Raw genomic sequence first — 16,506 nt, 5'->3', positions numbered from 1 at the left:
GCGATCTCCTGCTCTGGTCGGCGAAGTTGTCACACGGTGAGCAGGATGCCGGCGAGGATCATCGCGAGCGCGGTGGTTCCGTGGATTCCGTACGCGGCCTTACGGTTTCCCTTGTTGCCGAGGATGATGAGCATGTCGCCGACGGGGATGACGGCCAGTATCAGGATCAGCAGGGCGAGCTGGTCACGCGCGGCGAAGCTGAAGACGATCACCAGCATGCCCGCGGCGACGTCCCGGATTCCCTTGACCTGCCACCAGCCGCGTGCCTCGGGTGCGGGGCTGGTGGGCAGGCCGAACCCCGCGGCGTTTCCTTCGTTCTTGGCGAGGTAGGCGACGCCGATCCCGATGATCCCGAGCGCGCCGATCCAGCTGATGACGAGTCCGATCCACGAGAGCATGTGACCTCCTTTCGGCAGACGTGGTTCGCGGACGACTCGACGCCGCCGGAGCTGCGCGAGGCCTTTGCGGTGCTGGTGTCAGCGGTCGGGGCGGCGCCCACTCGGGACGTCGAGACCCAGGCCGAGGTCTTCTGGAGTGCGCTGCACGGGATGTGCGTGCTGTCCCGCGGCCGGCGCCTCTCGCCCGACAACGCGCCCCGACGCGTCGCGGTGCTGGCGGAGCTGTTCGGCTGAGCTCAGGTGGCGCTGCGCTCGTCGGAACCCATCGCGTCGAGCACCGCCATTCGGGTCTCGGGTCCGCCCGTGATGGCGCCCTCTCCGACGCCGTTCATCAGCAGGTTGCGCCAGCGGCCTTCGTCGAACTCGAGTGGGGTGGTCGTCGTGAGGAAGTTCTCGACGACACTGAGGAAGCGGAGCGGGTCGTCCCGGAACGGGAAGTGGCCGGCGTCCTCGAAGATCTCGAGGTGCGAGCCCGGCATCGCCGAATGCGCGAGGCGGGCGTGGCTGACGGGGATCACCGAGTCGCGTTCACCCCAGATGAGCTGCACCGGGAGGTTCTCGGTGAGATAGCAGCGGTCGAGCATCGTCACCACCTGCCCGCGCCAGTCGACGACGGATCGCAGCGTCCGCAGATACGCCTCGTACGCGGTGGGGTCGGGCAGCTCGCCGAGGACCCGGACCAGGTCGGGGGTGTCGTGCAGCATCGTGCCGGGCCGCAGCGGCGAGCCGTGGACACTCGAGATCACCTCGCCGACCGCGCGGACCGCCGTCATCGCGCCGGGAATCCGGAGCAGCTTGAGGGCCTCGTTCACCACGGGCATCGAGATCAGTCGCAGCAGCGGGTGCACGTCCCTCGTCACGCCGCCCGCCGACACCAGCACCAGACGCTCGACCATGTGCGGGAACTGGTACGCGAACTGCATCGCGACGCCGCCGCCGAGCGAGTGCCCGACCACTGTGACCTTGTCGATGCCCAGCACCGACAGCAGATCGCGCATCCCGTTCGCGTACGCGGCCACCGAGTAGTCGGCCCGGGGCTTGTCGGAGCGGCCGTGGCCCAGGAGATCGGGCGCGACGACCGTGTAGTTCTGCGCCAGGTGCGGGATGATCTCGCTCCAGGTCGACGAGTTGTCGCCGATACCGTGCAGCAGGAGGACCGCGGGCCCCTCGCCGGCGATGCGGAACGCGCGCCGGTATCCGTGGATGGTGCGGAATGCTAGCCGCGGCTCGGTGTCGGGCACCGGGCGGAGCATGCGCGTGCGAGAGTCGCTCATATCGCCTCCTGAAGCCGCTGCTCAGCCAGGTGAGCAGCGCTCAGATATCGATCGTCCGAGTATATCCGTGTACCGAGAGTAGGTGTCCTACTTGTCGTGTGCATGACGTCGGATAACGGATGGGTTTCGCCGTCGACCATACCTGGACAGGCGACCAAATGACCGGTCGATCGACGAACTCATTCGTCCTTTTCGTCCCCGCGGTCCTCGTCGAGCTGTGCCTGCTCGGCCAGGAACCGCTCGAACTCCGCGCCCAGTTCCTCGCCGCTCGGCAGATCGTCGTCGGTGGCGAGCAGCGTCGCCTGCTGTTCCTGCGCGGCGACGTACGAGTCGTACTGGTTCTCGAGCGCGCTGACCACGGCCTGAACCTCCTCGTTCGCCGCGATGTGCTCGTCGATCTGCTCGCGCACGCGCGCGGACGCCTCGCCGAGCGCGGCCAGCGGCAGCTCGAGATCGGCGATCTCCATGACGTTCTCGAGCAGCGTCTCCGCGGCAGCGGGATAGTCGGTCTGCGCCAGGTAGTGCGGGACGTGCACGGAGAATCCCACCGACTCGTGGCCGTGCTGGCTCATCCGCAGTTCCAGGAGCGACGACGCGCTCCCCGGAACCTGGAGCTCACCCGACCAGCGGTGGTGGTCCTTGATCAATTCCTTGTTGGTGGAGTGCGCGGTCACGCTCAGCGGGCGGGTGTGGGGAATCGCCATCGGAATGGCGTTGATCCCGACGGTCCGGCGCACCCCCAACTGCTCGGCGAGCAGCCGCACCGCGGTGGTGAACCGCTCCCAGCGCAGATCCGGTTCCATGCCGGCGAGGAGCAGGAACGGGGTCCCGGCGGTGTCGCGAACGGCGTACAGGTTGAGCTCCGGGGCCTCGAAGTCGGAGAAGTGGTCCGCCTTGAAGGTCATCGTGGGTCGACGCGACCGGTAGTCGATCAGTTCGTCGACGGCGAACGAGGCGACGAGCTCGGTCTCGAGGCTCTCGCGCAGGTGCTTGGTGGCCAGCTTCACGGCGTGCCCGGCGTCGGAGAATCCCTCGAGGCCGTGAACCAGAACCGGGCCCAGGCCGTCGGCGGAGGACAGATGCGGTGCCGGGAACTCCAGCTCGTACATCTTCGACTGCTCGTCCATGACGGCTCCTTTTCCTTCGAACGTCTGCTTCCAGTGTCCCTCACCACCTCCCGGGGACCGAAATGGGAGGAGCGGACACGTCCATAGGGCGCCGACCAAGATCATTGAACGACGTCCTGGGAACTCCAACACCCGGTGGCGCCCGTCGATTCCCGAGAGCTCCCGATGTGTTCGTCGCGCGAAATCGCCCCGCCCGGTTCTAGGCTCGCGCAATGAACACGCAGACACCCGGGGACTCGCCCTGCACGACCGGCCGCCGGTTGTCGTATCTCGCCTTCGCCGTGGTGGTCGTCGTGTATCTGGCGATCATCCAGTTCGGCGGCCGCCTCGTCTCGGGCTGGGCCGACGAGAGCGACATCCTGACCACCCGGGGGGTGGTCTTCACCATGGTGATCCCGCTCGGGCTGGCCCTCGTCTTCACGTATGGCGTCGTCGCGGCTCTGGGCTGGTGGCGTCCCGTGATCAGGGACGACCGGCCGGTCAACCGCTGGGTGTGGGTGGTGCCCGCGGTCCTCCTCGTCGCGATCCTGGTGGGCATCGACTACGGCGCGCTCGCGGACAAGGGTTGGCTGTTCGTCGTCGCACTGCTCGTCGCCACCCAGTTCGTCGGCTGGGGCGAGGAGGGCATGTTCCGCGGCATCAGCGTGACGCTGCTGCGTCAGCACGGCCTCCGCGAAGGCCAGGTCGCTCTGTGGTCCAGCCTGGTCTTCGGGGTGGTCCATCTGTCGAACGTGTTCGGGCACGGGGGAGCGTCCGCCATCCCGCAGGCGATCATCGTCAGCCTCGCCGGCTACTTCTTCTACCTCACCCGCAGAGTCGCCGGCAGCAACGCCGTCAACTCCGTCCTCCACGGCCTGTTCGACTTCGCGCTGCTCAGCAGCACCTCCATCCTGCTGGACCAAACGTTCTACGCGGGCGCCCTCGCGCCGATCCTGGCCTACCCGGTGCTCGCCGTCGTCCTGCTCGTCAAGCGGCGCGGTATCGAACCGTCCCGCACCGCCGGCGACGACACGGTCGCGTCCCACGAGTAGGCGGTAGTCCCGGCGCGGTGCGCGGCGGTTCGGGATCGGCGCCGCGACAACGCGTGTGGGCGAAGGAAACATGCCGTGCCGGCACACTTCCCTGTGCCGGTTCCGGACGTATCCCGGGTCGGGTGTGTCACGCTGTCCGGTGGATCGGAACGATCGAACGGCAGGAGGTCCGGCTATGTCGCTGCGGGCGCGCGTCGCACCCAGCCTGGTGTTCGGTTCGATGCTGCTCGGCGCTGGTACGTTCGCCGTCGGATGTTCCTCGGAGATCGACGGCGCCGCCCACGCGGTCGACGGCCGGCCCTCCGGCCCACGGACTCTCGGGGAGATGCTTCTCGAGCCGTCCGTGTTTCCCCCGCGGTATCCGGCGGTGGTCCTTCCCCCGCAGGCGGTGTCGCAGGCCGCACCCGATCTGACCGGGATCGCGCCGGGCGCGAGGGTCGACCCCGCGGGATGCAAGCCGCCCACCCAGGACTACGGACCGGACGGCACCGCGATGGTGGTGGGGACCGACAACGAGAACCGATCGACGATCACGATCGAACTGATCCGCGTGGACACCCCGCTGTCGGAGTTCGGGGCGCAGATCGTCGACTGCCCCGAGGTGACGGCCACCCGGAACGGTGTCGAAGCCGTCGTGCGAACCACCCTCACCCCGCCGCCACGACTCGACGTCGACGAGACGCTCGCACTGCAGCGAACGGTGATGTCGGGCCAGGCGGAGCAGGCCGTCACGCAGTCGATGGTGACGCTCATCGCCCAGATCGACGGGGTGCGGGTGCAGGCCACGGCGATGTCGTTCGGGGACATCACGGACCCCGAACTCCTCGGCACCCTCTTCGCGTCGGCGGTCGAGAAGGTGCGGACGGAATGAGGCGGCGAACCTAGCAGGCGGCTCCGACACCGGCCCCTGCCGGAAGGGGGCGCCCGCCCGGGTTGTGCACAGTCGTCGGTGCCATCCACAGGTCCGCGGAAATCCCAGGTCGGGCGGGGATCGGCGGCCGGCGCGCGCGGGAGGGTCGACGCATGACGACATCAGCCTTCTCGCACGATTCGCACACTCCCTCGGACCCGCACCGGGCCGGCCCGGGATTCGGCACCGGCTGCGCGGTGCGCATATCCGACCCGGGCTCACTGATCAGTGCAGTGCCGGCGTTGCTCGGGTTCCACCCCCGGCGTTCCCTCGTGGCGATCTGCCTGAGCGGGACGAGTGTCGGGGCCGTGATGCGGCACGACCTGGTCCTCGACGAGCCCGGCCGGGCCGGCGCGGTGATGGAGCTGGTCCTCGAGCAGTTCGCCGCGGTCGCTGTGCGGGAGGGGGCCGATCGGATGCTGGTCGTCATCGTCGACGACCGGATCCCGTCCCGCGCCCGCGCCGCGGATCTCGTCGGACACGTGGCCGTCGCCGAGGCGTTTCGGGAATTGTTGCACCACAGTGGAATCGATCTGTCCGCGGTGCACGTGTGCTCGCGGATCGAGGCCGGGGCGCCGTGGCAGGACCTCACCGGCCCGAATCGTGGGGTCCTTCCGGACCCCACGGCATCCGCGGTCGCGGCGGCCCAGGTCCTCGAAGGGCGGGCGATCCGCGGCTCCCGGGAGGAACTCGAGACGGTGCTCGATCCCGTCTCGCAGGAGGTGCAGGAGCGGATCGCCGACCTGATCGACACCGCGCGCGAAGACCGCACGTGCGGCTCCGCGCTCACCGGCACGGCCGCCGACCCGCACCGGTCCGACCGCGAGGGTCTCGAATACGTGCTCACCCGGATCGCGCAGCACGACTCGGGCGACGAGATCGCCGCGGAGGAGTGTGCCGAACTCGCCCTCGCACTCGAGACCCTCACCGTCCGGGACTCGCTCCTCGCGCTGTCGGCGGGGGCGCAGGCGGCCGCGGCGGAGCAGATGTGGGTGCACCTGGCCCGGACGCTGCCCGACCCCGAACGCGCCGAGCCGCTCGCACTGTTCGGGTACAGCGCGTACCTGCGCGGCGACGGACCCATGGCCGGCGTCGCGCTGTGCGCCGCGCTCGTCGCCGATCCGTGTCACCGGCTGGCGGGCCTGCTCGACGATGCACTTCAGGCGGGGGTGCGGCCCGCCGCACTCCGAGACCTCGCGGCGGTCGGCTATCGGATCGCGCAGGACCTCGGGGTGCAGCTACCTCGGCTCGGGCCGCTACCGCTTGGCGGCGTGTGAGCGGTCGCCCAGCGCCTGCAGGTACGTCCAGGCGTCGGCGACGATCTCGTCGAGATCGGTGTGCGCGGGGCGCCAACCCATCTCGGCGATCGCACGCTCGCTGGACGCGATGAGGACGGCGGGATCGCCCGCGCGCCGGGGCGCGTCCTCGGCGGCGATCGGTAGCCCCGTCACCCGCTCGCACGCCGAAATGACCTCACGGACAGTGAATCCGGCGCCACTGCCCAGGTTGTAGATCTTGTGGCGGCCCGGCTCGGACGACTCCAGCGCGAGCAGATGGGCCTCGGCGAGATCGAGCACGTGGATGTAGTCCCGGACCGCGGTGCCGTCCTTGGTCGGCCAGTCGGTACCGAACACCGAGATCTTCTCGCGCTGGCCCAGCGCGACCTGGAGCACGAGGGGGATGAGATGGGTTTCCACGACACGGTTCTCACCGGCGCCCTTGTACGCGCCCGCGACGTTGAAGTAGCGCAGGCTCGTTGCCGCCAGCGAGTGCGCGTTGGCGTAGGACGTGATCGCGTGGTCGATCGCCAGCTTGGTGGCGCCGTACGGGTTGGTGGGCCGGGTCGGATCGTCCTCGGTGATCGGAGTCCGCTCGGGCTCACCGTAGGTCGCGGCCGTCGACGAGAACACCAGGCGCGGTGTACCGGACAGCCGCATGGCCTCGAGCAGTGCCAGCGTGGTGACCACGTTGCCCTGCCAGTACTGCTCCGGCTTCTCCACCGACTCGCCGACGAGCGATTGCGCCGCGAAGTGCAGCACACCGTCGAAACGCGGTGCGCCGTCGCCGGACCCGAGTACGGATCCGGCGACGGCCGCGATGTCACCCTCGATGAACTCGGCACCCGTGGGCACCGCATCGGCGTTACCGGTCGACAGGTCGTCGACGACGACGACCTCGTGGCCGCGCTCGAGCAGGACAGTGCTGCACACGCTGCCCACGTAGCCGGCGCCGCCGGTAACCAGAAGTCTCACCGCTTGTCTCCTCACCCGCCGGATCCGGCGGAGCGAGGCGTCAGACCTGCTTCACCTGGACGGCGTGGGCCATTTCCTCGGGAAGTTCGAATTCGTCGTGGCCGGATACGGTGATCGTCACCGATCCGGGCCGGGTCTCGACTGTAACCCGAGCGTCGGGGACCACGCCTGCCTCGCGAAGCTGGCCGATCAGCTCGGGGTCCGACTGCACGTGCTCGGCGAGTCGGCGAACGACGACGGCCGTCGGCTTGCCCGCGGGAACGTCGGTGAGCCGGATCAGCGATTCCGCGTTGGCGGAGGGCCGATCGAGGCCCAGCTCGGCGAGACCCGGGATGGGGTTTCCGTACGGGGACGTCGTGGGATTGTTGAGCACCTCGACGAGGCGTCGCTCGACGTCCTCGCTCATCACGTGCTCCCAGCGGCACGCCTCGGCGTGCACCTGGTCCCAGTCGAGCCCGATGATGTCGACGAGCAACCGCTCGGCGAGGCGATGCTTGCGCATCACCGAGACCGCGAGGCTGCGGCCCTTCTCTGTGAGCTCCAGATGGCGATCGCCGGCCACCTGCAGCAGCCCGTCACGTTCCATGCGAGCAACCGTCTGGCTCACCGTCGGCCCGCTCTGATCCAGCCGTTCGGCGATTCGTGCGCGGAGCGGGACAACGCCCTCTTCTTCCAAGTCGTAGATCGTCCGGAGATACATCTCCGTGGTGTCGACCAGATCCTTCACTCTCACACCCCTTCGTCTGGAGCGATTCTACCGGGCAAACCGCATTCCAGGTTCCGGTCGGGCCTTCCGCGCGTTCCGGTCATCGGGAGCGTGATCGGCGCCCCACGACGGCGCCTCGCGCGGTGGGTGCCGCGGGAAGTAACTTGAGTCCATGACCGCGCCGACAGGTCCCGCCCCGGGCATCCGAGCTTCCGGTACAAACCGCGTGGTGGTGTGGAGCCCGGACTACCTCAGTTACCGGTGGAGTCCGCAACACCCGATGAACCCGACGCGGCTCGAGCTGACGATGGACCTCGCGCGTGGGCTCGGGCTCGTCGAGGGGGCCGAGCTGATCCGGCCCGACTCGGCGCCCGACGCCGAGTTGCTCCGTATCCACACCCCGGCCTACATCGACGCGGTGAAACGGGCCGGCTCCGAACCGGACGGCGGCCTACCTCCCGAGATCGAGACCCGGCACGGGCTGGGCACCGACGACAACCCGGTGTTCCCGCGCATGCACGAGGCCAGCGCGATCCTCGCCGGCGGCACGCTCGCCGCCGCCAAGGAGATCGCGTCCGGTCGGGCGCGACGCGCCGTCAGCATCGGCGGCGGGATGCACCACGCCATGGCGGACTGGGCGTCGGGATTCTGCGTCTACAACGACGCCGCGATCGCGATCTCCTGGTTGCTCGACAACGGATTCGACCGCATCGCCTATATCGACATCGACGCCCACCACGGCGACGGCGTGCAACACGCGTTCATCGGTGACCCGCGGGTACTGACGGTTTCGATCCATCAGCATCCGGCGACGCTCTGGCCGAACACCGGATGGTCGAGCGAGGTTGGTTCGGGCGCGGCCGAGGGCACCGCGATCAACCTTCCGGTGCTCCCGGGCACCTCCGATGCATTGTGGCTGAGGGGATTCCACGCGGTGGTGCCCGCCGCGATCGCGTCGTTCCGGCCGCAGATCGTCGTCAGCCAGTGCGGTGCGGACAACCATCGCGAGGACCCGCTGGCGGACCTCGCGCTCACCGTCGACGGGCAGCGGGCGGCGTACCTGGCGATGCGGGACCTTGCGGACCGCTACGCGGAAGGCCGCTGGCTCGCCGTCGGCGGCGGAGGGTACGGGCTGGTGCGGGTGGTGCCGCGCTCGTGGACGCACCTGATCGCGACGGCGCTCGATCGCGAGATCGACCCCGCCACCTCGACACCCGAATCCTGGCGTGAGAAGGCGCACACGATCGCCCCGAGCGTCGACCTCCCGACGACCATGGGGGAGGGCGGCGACACGTCGTACCTGCGGTGGGACGGGCCGGGTGGCACGCCGGAGACCGGGGTGGCGTCGATGGATCGGGCGCTGACCCGGATCGACGCGGCGATCATCGCGACCCGTCGTGCCACGTTCCCACTGCTCGGACTCGATCCGGAGGACCCCCGTGACTGACGGCAGCCCCAAGGAAGCCGACCTCGAGCGCGCGCGCAACTTCCCGCGCCACTGGCTCGCCGACGTGCTCGCCTCCGACGGCGGGGTGGTGCACCTGCGGCCGATCGTTCCCGAGGACGCGGACAAGCTCGTGGCGTTCCACGGCAAGCTCTCCGAGCGCACCCGGTACCTGCGCTACTTCGGTCCCTACCCGACGATGTCGAAGCGCGACATCGTCAACTTCACCACCGTCGACCACCGCAACCGGGTCGCCTTCGTGGCGATCCTCGGCGACGAGATCATCGCCGTCGGGCGGTACGAGCGCCTGCTCGACGTCGGCGACGGCCGCTCGGCGGAGGTCGCGTTCGTCGTCGCCGACGCGCACCAGGGTCGGGGGCTCGGGCCGATCCTGCTCGAGCACCTCGCCGGCGCGGCCGCCGAGAACGGGCTGAACATGTTCGTCGCCGAGGTCCTCGCCGAGAACCGCAACATGGTCTCGGTGTTCCGGGAGGCCGGATATCAGGTCAGCCGCAGCTTCGACGGTGGCGTGCTGCGCCTCGAGTTCGCGATCGATCCCACCGAAGCGCTTCTGTCCGTTCGGAATTCGCGGGAGCGGGCGGCCGAGGCGCGCAGCGTGCGCAACGTGCTCAGCCCGCGTTCGGTCGCGGTGATCGGCGCCTCCACCGACAGCTCCAAGGTCGGCAACGCGGTGCTGGTGAACCTGCTGCGCGGCAACTTCTCCGGGCCGGTGTACCCGGTCAACGCCGAGCACCGGTCGGTCCGTGGCGTCCGCGCCTACCCGACCGTCCGCGACATCCCCGACGACGTCGACCTCGCGGTGGTCGCGGTCCCGGCCGAGTCCATCGACGCCGTGCTCGACGACTGCCTCGCCAAGGGCGTCAAGGCGCTGGTCGTGGTGTCCGCCGGATTCAGCGAGACGGGCCCGCACGGCCGCGACTCCGAACGCCGCCTCGTCCACGCGGCCCGAGCCCACGGGATGCGACTCATCGGCCCCAATGCGCTCGGCGTCGCCAACAACGACGTCGCGGTGTCGCTCAACGCCACGTTGGCGCCGGTGCTGCCCACACCCGGCAAGGTGGGCTTCTTCTGCCAGTCGGGCGCGCTGGGCATCGCGATCCTCGACCAGGCCGCCAAGCGGAAACTGGGGCTGTCGACGTTCGTCTCGGCGGGCAACCGCGCCGACGTCTCCGGCAACGACCTGCTCCAGTACTGGGACACCGATCCCGAGACCGAGGTGGTGCTGCTCTACCTGGAGAGCTTCGGCAATCCCCGCAAGTTCTCCCGGATCGCCCGCCGCGTGGCCCGCAACAAGCCGATCGTCGCCGTCAAGAGCGGCCGGCATGCGGTGCCACCCGCGCTCGCCGCGACCGGGGTCGAGATGGACAACTCGATCGTGCGCGCGCTGTTCGAGCAGGCCGGCGTCGTGCAGGTCGGCTCGATCTCGCAGCTGTTCGACTGCGCGATGCTGTTCGGGTACCAGCCGCTGCCGGCCGGGCCCCGGGTGGCGGTGATCGGCAACTCGACCGCCCTCGGGGTGCTCGCCGTCGACGCGGCCCGCCGCGAGGGTCTGCAGGTGGGCGAGCCCGTGGATCTCGGGGCGCAGGCGACCCCGGAGGTGTTCGCCGACGCGGTGTCCACGGCCCTGGCGTCGTTCGACGTGGACGCCGTGATCGCGGTGTTCGCGCCGCCCGTCGCCGTCCCCGTCGAGCCGTACGCGCAGGCCCTGCGCGAGGCGGTGGTCGCCGCCGACAAACCGATCCTCACCACCTTCCTGGCGACCGAGGGCATCCCCGACGTCCTGGCGGTGCGCGGGCCCGACGGACATCCGACGCGGGGGTCGGTGCCGTCGTTCCCCGGGCCCGAGCGCGCGGCGCTGGCCCTCGCGCGGGCCTGGCGGTACGCCGCATGGCGTCGCCGCCCGGTGTCGAAGGTGGTGCGCCCCAACGGCATCGATCCGGACCGGGCGCGGCAACTGGTCGAGGGGTGGCTCGGTGAGTCGAACGGCCGCTGGCTCTCGGACTTCGAGGCCGCGCAACTGCTCGAGTGCTACGGGATCCACATCGTCGAGTTCCGCGCCGCGACCACCGAGGACGAGGCGGTCGAAGCCGCGACCGAGCTGGGCTACCCGGTGGCGGTGAAGGCGACGGGCGAGTCGTGGCGGCACCGGCCCGACCTGAGCGGAGTGCGACTCGACCTCCTCGGGCCCGACGCGGTGCGTGTCGCCTACCGGGACCTGGCGACGGCGTCGGGGGAGCCGCTGCTGCACGTCCAGAAGATGGCGACCAAGGGCATCGGCTGTGTCGTCGGCGTCCAGGACGACCCGTCGTTCGGTTCGCTGATCTCCTTCGGCCTGGCCGGGGTGATCTCGGACCTGCTCGGGGACCGCGCCTACCGGGTGCTGCCGCTGACCGAGGACGAGGCGGCCGAACTGATCGACGCACCCAAGGCGGCCCCGCTGCTGTCCGGGTACCGCAGCGCGGTGCCGGTCAACAAGAAGGCCCTGGTCGACCTCGTCCAGCGGGTGTCGGCACTCGCAGACGACCTACCGGAGGTGCGCTCCCTCGCGTGCGAGCCGGTCCTCGCCTCCTCGGCGGGGGCGCAGATCACCGACGCCCGCGTGCGGATCGGACCCGAACCGAGCATGGCCGACCTGGGCCCACGCCGGCTGCGCGAGTGGTGAGCACCACCCCCTGATTCGATCGCCCGGACCCGGGACCGTGAAAAGCCCGGCCGGAGGCGGATCCCGAGGGGGAGGGGACCCGCGCCCGGCCGGGCGGCTGGGGGGGGTGTCGGTCAGCTGGCGTAGGCGCGCAGGCGATCTGCGCGCTCGCCCTGACGGAGCTTGCCCATGACCTCGCGCTCGATCTGGCGCACGCGCTCACGGGAGAGACCGAACAGCTTGCCGATCTGGTCGAGGGTGCGCGGCTGGCCGTCGTCGAGCCCGTAGCGCAGGCGGATCACCTGCTGCTCGCGCTCGTCGAGCGTCGCGAGCACGCTGCGGACGTCGCTGTGCAGCAGACCCGCGATGACCGCGCTCTCCGCCGACGTCGCCTCGGAGTCCTCGATGAAGTCGCCGAGCGGGGCCTCCTCGTCGTTGCCCACCGGCATGTCCAGGCTCACCGGGTCGCGGCTGTGGTCCAGCAGATCGGCGATCTTGTGCGCCGGGATGCCCGACTCCTGCGACAGCTCCTCGTCGGTGGCCTCGCGGCCGAGCTGCTGGTGCAGCTCCCGCTTGATCCGGGCCAGCTTGTTGACCTGCTCGACGAGATGGACGGGCAGGCGGATCGTGCGGCTCTGGTCCGCCATGCCGCGGGTGATGGCCTGGCGGATCCACCACGTCGCGTAGGTCGAGAACTTGAAGCCCTTCGCGTAGTCGAACTTCTCCATCGCGCGGATCAGTCCGAGGTTGCCCTCCTGGATGAGATCCAGCAGCGGCATCCCGCGGCCCGTGTAGCGCTTGGCGAGCGACACCACGAGGCGCAGGTTGGCCTCGAGGAGATGGCGCCGGGCGGCCTCGCCGTCCCGGACGATCGTCGCCAGATCGCGCTTCTTCACGGCCGAGAGACGCTTCTTGGTCTCCAGCACGTGAGCCGCGTACAGCCCAGCCTCGATCCGCCGCGCCAGATCCACCTCGTCTGCGGCGGTCAACAGGGCTGTGCGGCCGATCCCGTTCAGGTAGACGCGAACGAGATCCGCAGCCGGGCTCTGGCCGTCCAGATCGGAGTCGGTGGTGCGGGGGCGAGTGGTGCTGGGGCTTGTCATGACGGGCCTCCTCGTCGGGGTGTCTCATATGCCTCAACGCTCCGACAGCCCGGGAAAGTTCCCGAGAGAATTCGACCCGATGGTCCGTGACCTGCGGATTCCCGTCGGCTCCCCTGAGAAGTTCCTGAGAAGCTACGAGACGGGAACGCGTCTCACACCGGTGCGATCAAACCGTGCCGCACCAGTGAATGGACCAGCGGCACCGCTGTGGCCGCGAGCGCCTCTTCGTCCTCGTCGTGCGCGAACGCGAGGAGCGTGACGAGTTCTTCCAACGGCAGTCCCTCCTCGCGCATTCCCGCGAGCAGTGCCGCGGCGAGGTCGTCGACCTCGTGCTGCCACTGCGGGCCGTTGCCGCGGTGCACCCGCGCCACGACCTGACGCCAGCCGTCCTCGCCCGGCAGGTACACCCGCTCGAGCGCCGTCTCGGGCTGCACCGCGAACCGCGCCGACAGCACGTCGTGCTCACGCAGCCACGCCAGGCGCTCGAAGTACGCGAGGGCCTCGTCGCCGAGCGGGTCGTCGAAGCCGTGGCGCAGGTCCTCGCACAGGATGTCCGACGGCGCGTCGGTCCGGCGCAGGTAGACGAACCCGAACCCGACGCCCTCGACGTCGGCCTCCTCGAGATGATCGAGCCAGGCGTGCGCACGCGCCTCGACGGCCGGATCGCGCGGATCGGCCCCGCCGTCGCGCAGCCACGTCCCGACGTACAGGGCGGGATCGGCGACGTCGCGCTGGACGATCCACGCGTCGATGCCGTGCGCCGGCAGCCACGACGCGACCCGGTGACGCCAGTCCTCGCCGTCGACATGCAGCCACGACGCGAGCAGCGCCGCCGTCCCGCCGGGATTCAGGTAGTCGGCGGACCGCGAGATCATCAGCTCGCTCGCCCCGTCCAGGTCCAGGCCGGAATCGCGGTAGGTGTGCGTGACACGGGCCTCGCCGACGACGAACGGCGGATTCGCCACCACCTGGTCGAACCGGCGGCCCTCGACCGGTTCGAACCACGAACCCTCGCAGATCTCGAAGTCGAGTCCGTTGAGCGCCGCGGTGGCCGCGGTCAGCGTGAGCGCGCGCGGGTTGATGTCCGTCACGGTGACCGTGCCCGCGTAGTCGGCGGCGCGGATCGCCTGGATGCCGCAGCCGGTGCCGACGTCGAGGACGGTGCCGACCGGGCGGGTGGGGGTGCCCCGCAGCAGCGACAGCGACGCCTGCCCGACCCCGATGACGTGATCGTCGGCCGTGGGGCGCGGGCGCATCGAGCCGTCGAGGTCCGACACCACCCAGCGGTTGCCGGCGCCCAGGTCGAGCGGGCGCAGATCGAGTTCGGCGCGCACCGTGTCGCCGCTGCGCGACAGCAGGCCCGCGGCGACGGCGTCGTCGAGGGGCAGGGGCTTCAGCGCGGTCGCGACGTCGGTCGCCGGGCACTCGTCGCCCAGCAGGAACAGGCGGATCAGCCAACCGAGGTCTCCGCCGTTCTCGGTCGCGCGGCGAGCGGGAACGGGTTCGTGCCGTCCGAGCGCGGCGTGCGCGTCGGCGCCGAGAAGATCGACGATCGAGTCGATGTCGTACCGGGCGCGGGTGAGCGCCTCGCGCAGCGGGCCGCAGACGGACAGCAGGAGATCTCGGTTCACCCCAGCATTGTTGCAGCCTTCGACGCCGGGTCACCCGGGCCTGCGGGTCACCCCTCGATGGTGCGGTGCTGCCGGGCTTCGAGCGCGCGGGCCGCGTCGCGGTGGTCGTACCTGCTCGGTTCGTCCTTCGACCGCGGCGGTCGATCGTTCGCGATGAGCACCGCGATCCACGGCAGCGGAATGGACAGGGCGATGATGCCCACGGAGATCCAGGGATTACCGAATGCCCCGTATGCGATCGCGGCGAGAATCAGTGCCGGGATTCGGAACGACATGATCGTCAGGTACTTCTTCACGCGCGCCCGGTGCTGATCCTCGATCGACTGCGCAGCCTCGGTGATCAGCGCCGGGTTGCGGGGTGTGCCGCTCTCGGCGGACTCGCCGAACCCCGATGTTCTTGCCATACGTCCACTGTTGCACTCTCGGGCGGCAAATGCACACGAGAGTGCGGCATCATTGACCTGTGAGCACTTTGACGAAGGAACGCCCCGACACCACCACCGACGAGACGACCGACGACGACACACCCAAGTTCTTCCACTATGTGAAGAAGAACAAGATCGCGGAGAGCGCCGTGATGGGCACCCACGTCGTCGCCCTGTGCGGCGAGGTCTTCCCGGTCACGAAGTCCGCGAAGCCCGGTTCCCCGGTCTGCCCGGAGTGCAAGAAGGTCTACGACGGGTTGCGCAAGGGCGACTGAACCGGCCGGGTCTCGTCCCCGTCGGTGGGCGCGTCGCACTCGCACGCGTCCACCGTCTCGTCGGCGTCGCCCTCGGCGGACTGTGACCGATCAGACGTGAATCGGATCGGTCCGGTCGCCAGTCGACGCGTGAGATTCGTCATCGGCCCGGCGTCCTCGGACGCGTCGACCGCCGCCTGCGCGGCGATCCAGTCGCGGACCTGCTCCATCCGGGTCGCCCGGGCCGGCCAGAACTCCTGGATGGTCGCGTTGAACTCGGCGCCGAGCACGATCGCGAATCCGAGGAAGAACGTGAACAGCAGGAAGGCGATCGGCGTCGCCAGCGCGCCGTAGGTGTATCCGGTTCCGGTCACCCAGCTGAGGTACCACCGCAGAACCGTGCTGGCCGCCATGAAGAACACGCCGGCGACCAGCGCCCCGCCCAGCAGGCGGTGCCACGGCAGCGACTTCGGGAGTGCCGCCTTGTACAGCGTGGTCAGGCCGACGATGAGGAGCAGGCCCACCGCCGGGTAGTAGAACGCGTCGACCATCTCGGTCCCGACCGCATGCCAGGACTCCGGCAGCGCGCGGCCGATCATCGTCGGGCCCAGCGCGACCAGGGGGAGCGTGAACACGGCGAGGACGAGGAAGGTCACGTAGAGCAGCAGTGCGAACACCCGCTGCCACACGGGGTGCCGGGCGTCCTTCTGGCCGTGCGCCTCGACGATCGAGTCGACGAACGTCGAGATCGCCGACGATCCCGCCCACAGCGACAGCAGGAAGCCCGCCGAGACGATCTCCGGGCGTCCCCGGCCGAGGACGTCGGAGACGGTCGGCTGGATGATCTGGTCGACGACGTTCTCGCTGAACGCGGTGTGGCTGAACGTGATGATCTTCGACTGGATGATCTCGACGGTGTTCGGGCCGAACCATCCGCCGACGTAGCCGAGACTGCCGAGCAGTCCGAGCAGCAGCGGGGGCAGCGAGAGCGTCTGCCAGAACGCGGCGGTGGCCGACTTCCCGAAGATCGAGTCGTTCCACGCCTTCACCGCGGTGCGCCCGATCACCTGCCCGCACCGGCGTACCGGGCGGACTCTGGTGACGGTCGACGTCTTACTCATGGCTCTTCCAGGATTCCTGACGACACGCCGTCCCGCGCGGTGGGACGCCGCCGTGTCGCGACCGATTCTGCCATCGGTGCCGATTCGTTCCCGGGCGGGCGACGGCCCGGGACGCCCCGGCGTGTCCGCGGCTGATGCGGAAGCGGTCGGTCCCGGGCGCTAGGCTCC

The 16,506-nt window shown here is 69.8% G+C and carries 16 protein-coding genes; 7 read left to right on the top strand and 9 right to left on the bottom strand.

What is annotated here, in order from left to right:
• Positions 1-29: 29 nt before the first annotated feature.
• Positions 30-398, bottom strand: coding sequence for a DUF4267 domain-containing protein (locus tag EGT67_RS09435; protein ID WP_127915810.1), 369 nt, complete (start codon positions 396-398; stop codon positions 30-32).
• Here EGT67_RS09435 and EGT67_RS09430 point away from each other — a divergent pair, their 5' ends adjacent.
• The gene (locus tag EGT67_RS09430; protein WP_206612331.1) at positions 399-632 is read left to right on the top strand and encodes a hypothetical protein; all 234 of its coding nucleotides are present in this window, start codon (positions 399-401) and stop codon (positions 630-632) included.
• Positions 633-634: 2 nt separating this feature from the next.
• On the opposite strand, the gene EGT67_RS09425 is transcribed toward EGT67_RS09430, so the two are convergent.
• Together EGT67_RS09425 and EGT67_RS09420 are read right to left on the bottom strand one after the other, a co-directional pair.
• Entirely contained in the window at positions 635-1,672 is a 1,038-nt protein-coding gene (locus EGT67_RS09425; RefSeq protein WP_127915809.1) for an alpha/beta fold hydrolase, read from the bottom strand.
• A gap of 179 nt (positions 1,673-1,851) precedes the next feature.
• Positions 1,852-2,799: a proteasome assembly chaperone family protein gene (locus EGT67_RS09420; protein ID WP_127915808.1), complete on the bottom strand. Its 948-nt coding sequence runs from the start codon at positions 2,797-2,799 to the stop codon at positions 1,852-1,854.
• A gap of 212 nt (positions 2,800-3,011) precedes the next feature.
• Here EGT67_RS09420 and EGT67_RS09415 point away from each other — a divergent pair, with 212 nt between their 5' ends.
• The 3 genes from EGT67_RS09415 (at position 3,012) to EGT67_RS09405 (ending at position 6,017) form a co-directional block, all read left to right on the top strand.
• Positions 3,012-3,830 (top strand): CPBP family intramembrane glutamic endopeptidase, encoded by an 819-nt coding sequence (locus EGT67_RS09415; RefSeq protein WP_127915807.1) that lies wholly within the window; start codon positions 3,012-3,014, stop codon positions 3,828-3,830.
• A gap of 175 nt (positions 3,831-4,005) precedes the next feature.
• The gene (locus EGT67_RS09410; RefSeq protein WP_127915806.1) at positions 4,006-4,701 is read left to right on the top strand and encodes a sensor domain-containing protein; all 696 of its coding nucleotides are present in this window, start codon (positions 4,006-4,008) and stop codon (positions 4,699-4,701) included.
• 152 nt (positions 4,702-4,853) lie between these two features.
• The gene (locus tag EGT67_RS09405; protein WP_127915805.1) at positions 4,854-6,017 is read left to right on the top strand and encodes a DUF4192 domain-containing protein; all 1,164 of its coding nucleotides are present in this window, start codon (positions 4,854-4,856) and stop codon (positions 6,015-6,017) included.
• On the opposite strand, the gene galE is transcribed toward EGT67_RS09405, so the two are convergent.
• On the bottom strand, positions 5,997-6,992 hold the full coding sequence (gene galE / locus EGT67_RS09400) for a UDP-glucose 4-epimerase GalE (RefSeq protein ID WP_127915804.1): 996 nt from the start codon (positions 6,990-6,992) through the stop codon (positions 5,997-5,999). The genes EGT67_RS09405 and galE overlap by 21 nt on opposite strands.
• 40 nt (positions 6,993-7,032) lie before the next feature.
• Positions 7,033-7,719, bottom strand: coding sequence for an iron-dependent transcriptional repressor DtxR (locus tag EGT67_RS09395; RefSeq protein ID WP_127916058.1), 687 nt, complete (start codon positions 7,717-7,719; stop codon positions 7,033-7,035).
• Positions 7,720-7,870: 151 nt separating this feature from the next.
• On the opposite strand from EGT67_RS09395, the gene EGT67_RS09390 reads away from it, so the two are divergent.
• Both EGT67_RS09390 and EGT67_RS09385 read left to right on the top strand, forming a co-directional pair.
• Positions 7,871-9,145 (top strand): acetoin utilization protein AcuC, encoded by a 1,275-nt coding sequence (locus tag EGT67_RS09390; RefSeq protein WP_127915803.1) that lies wholly within the window; start codon positions 7,871-7,873, stop codon positions 9,143-9,145.
• Positions 9,138-11,825, top strand: a complete 2,688-nt coding sequence (locus EGT67_RS09385; RefSeq protein WP_127915802.1) for a bifunctional acetate--CoA ligase family protein/GNAT family N-acetyltransferase — start codon at positions 9,138-9,140, stop codon at positions 11,823-11,825. The genes EGT67_RS09390 and EGT67_RS09385 overlap by 8 nt, the downstream gene beginning before the upstream one ends.
• A gap of 113 nt (positions 11,826-11,938) precedes the next feature.
• On the opposite strand, the gene EGT67_RS09380 is transcribed toward EGT67_RS09385, so the two are convergent.
• From EGT67_RS09380 to EGT67_RS09370, 3 genes are all read right to left on the bottom strand, one after another.
• Entirely contained in the window at positions 11,939-12,907 is a 969-nt protein-coding gene (locus tag EGT67_RS09380) for a sigma-70 family RNA polymerase sigma factor (RefSeq protein ID WP_127915801.1), read from the bottom strand.
• A gap of 152 nt (positions 12,908-13,059) precedes the next feature.
• A complete protein-coding gene (locus EGT67_RS09375; RefSeq protein ID WP_127915800.1) occupies positions 13,060-14,538 on the bottom strand; it encodes a DUF7782 domain-containing protein in 1,479 nt (492 codons plus the stop codon).
• Positions 14,539-14,585: 47 nt separating this feature from the next.
• Complete coding sequence (locus tag EGT67_RS09370) at positions 14,586-14,942, bottom strand: DUF3099 domain-containing protein (protein WP_127915799.1); 357 nt, start codon at positions 14,940-14,942, stop codon at positions 14,586-14,588.
• Positions 14,943-15,001: 59 nt separating this feature from the next.
• On the opposite strand from EGT67_RS09370, the gene EGT67_RS09365 reads away from it, so the two are divergent.
• Positions 15,002-15,238: a DUF3039 domain-containing protein gene (locus tag EGT67_RS09365; RefSeq protein ID WP_031939724.1), complete on the top strand. Its 237-nt coding sequence runs from the start codon at positions 15,002-15,004 to the stop codon at positions 15,236-15,238.
• Here EGT67_RS09365 and EGT67_RS09360 read toward each other — a convergent pair.
• A complete protein-coding gene (locus tag EGT67_RS09360; protein WP_127915798.1) occupies positions 15,211-16,338 on the bottom strand; it encodes a YihY/virulence factor BrkB family protein in 1,128 nt (375 codons plus the stop codon). The genes EGT67_RS09365 and EGT67_RS09360 overlap by 28 nt on opposite strands.
• Positions 16,339-16,506: the final 168 nt, after the last annotated feature.

Origin of the sequence: Prescottella agglutinans (genome assembly GCF_004011865.1) — a bacterium.
GTDB lineage: Bacteria > Actinomycetota > Actinomycetes > Mycobacteriales > Mycobacteriaceae > Prescottella > Prescottella agglutinans.
The sequence above is the reverse complement of the archived record's forward strand: the minus strand, read 5'-3'. Positions and strand labels throughout refer to the sequence as shown.